The 1,495-nt window shown below is 50.8% G+C and carries 1 rRNA gene (cut by a window edge); it reads left to right on the top strand.

The features are described 5' to 3' along the window. Positions 1-1,418, top strand: a 23S ribosomal RNA gene (locus HNO82_RS22000) (it extends 1,531 nt beyond the left edge of the window). Positions 1,419-1,495 lie beyond the last annotated feature (77 nt).

Below are 1,495 nucleotides of genomic sequence, written 5' to 3'. Positions count from 1 at the left end.
TACATCGAAGAAGGCTGTTAGGCAAATCCGGCAGCGTAATTCAAGGGTGTGAGACGAGCGAACTTGTTCGCGAAGCAATCGGAAGTGGTTCCAAGAAAAGCCTCTAAGCTTCAGTCTAACGAGACCGTACCGCAAACCGACACAGGTGGGCGAGATGAGTATTCTAAGGCGCTTGAGAGAACTCGGGAGAAGGAACTCGGCAAATTGGTACCGTAACTTCGGGATAAGGTACGCCCAAGTAGTTTGACTGGCCTGCGCCAGAAGGACAAAAGGGTTGCAATAAAATGGTGGCTGCGACTGTTTAATAAAAACACAGCACTCTGCAAACACGAAAGTGGACGTATAGGGTGTGACGCCTGCCCGGTGCTGGAAGATTAAATGATGGGGTGCAAGCTCTTGATTGAAGTCCCAGTAAACGGCGGCCGTAACTATAACGGTCCTAAGGTAGCGAAATTCCTTGTCGGGTAAGTTCCGACCTGCACGAATGGCGTAACGATGGCCACACTGTCTCCTCCCGAGACTCAGCGAAGTTGAAATGTTTGTGATGATGCAATCTACCCGCGGCTAGACGGAAAGACCCCATGAACCTTTACTGTAGCTTTGCATTGGACTTTGAACCAATCTGTGTAGGATAGGTGGGAGGCTTTGAAGCAGGAACGCTAGTTTCTGTGGAGCCGACCTTGAAATACCACCCTGGTTTGTTTGAGGTTCTAACCTTGGTCCGTTATCCGGATCGGGGACAGTGCATGGTAGGCAGTTTGACTGGGGCGGTCTCCTCCCAAAGTGTAACGGAGGAGTTCGAAGGTACGCTAGGTACGGTCGGACATCGTGCTAATAGTGCAATGGCATAAGCGTGCTTAACTGCGAGACTGACAAGTCGAGCAGGTACGAAAGTAGGACATAGTGATCCGGTGGTTCTGTATGGAAGGGCCATCGCTCAACGGATAAAAGGTACTCTGGGGATAACAGGCTGATTCCTCCCAAGAGTTCATATCGACGGGGGAGTTTGGCACCTCGATGTCGGCTCATCACATCCTGGGGCTGTAGCCGGTCCCAAGGGTATGGCTGTTCGCCATTTAAAGTGGTACGTGAGCTGGGTTTAAAACGTCGTGAGACAGTTTGGTCCCTATCTGCCGTGGGCGTTGGAAGTTTGAAGGGGGCTGCTCCTAGTACGAGAGGACCGGAGTGGACGAACCTCTGGTGTATCGGTTGTCACGCCAGTGGCATTGCCGAGTAGCTAAGTTCGGAAGAGATAACCGCTGAAAGCATCTAAGCGGGAAACTCGCCTTGAGATGAGACTTCCCGGGAACTAGATTCCCCTAAAGGGTCGTTCGAGACCAGGACGTTGATAGGTCAGGTGTGGAAGCGCAGTAATGCGTTAAGCTAACTGATACTAATTGCCCGTGCGGCTTGTTCCTATAACATTAGCTCTGTTATAGACAAGTTGAGCATATATTGTGTTTGCCCTAGTGCATCACACCCAAGAATCTACTAA

This window comes from Herbaspirillum sp. C9C3 (genome assembly GCF_013359625.1).
Classification (GTDB): domain Bacteria; phylum Pseudomonadota; class Gammaproteobacteria; order Burkholderiales; family Burkholderiaceae_D; genus Herbaspirillum.
Note: the sequence above shows the minus strand (reverse complement) of the source record. Positions and strands in the feature narration are given on the sequence as shown.